1 pseudogene is annotated in these 233 nt (G+C 34.8%); it reads right to left on the bottom strand.

Annotation, left to right across the window (positions count from 1 at the left end):
• Window positions 1–130 (bottom strand): annotated as a pseudogene (locus RYX56_RS25505) (recombinase family protein); the annotation flags it as partial.
• Window positions 131–233: the final 103 nt, after the last annotated feature.

Below are 233 nucleotides of genomic sequence, written 5' to 3'. Positions count from 1 at the left end.
CCCTTTCGAATTGGCTGAATGCTTGAAAGAAAGTAAGCGTTGGTTTCCCTTGGGGTCTATTCGTATCAAAATCCTCTTTTATGCTAATTAATTCACCGTTTTTACCTTCAAAATACTCGACTAATGTTAATCATTGGGTCCAAATTACAAAATGTGAAGCCAGGAACGTATGAGTTAAGTGAGAAACTATTTTTTATTTATGAATTTGCAACAAAAAATGACCGTAAGAAGGG

Origin of the sequence: Alkalihalophilus lindianensis, from assembly GCF_032843265.1 — a bacterium.
Lineage (GTDB): Bacteria > Bacillota > Bacilli > Bacillales > Bacillaceae_D > Alkalihalophilus > Alkalihalophilus lindianensis.
The sequence above is the reverse complement of the archived record's forward strand: the minus strand, read 5'-3'. Positions and strand labels throughout refer to the sequence as shown.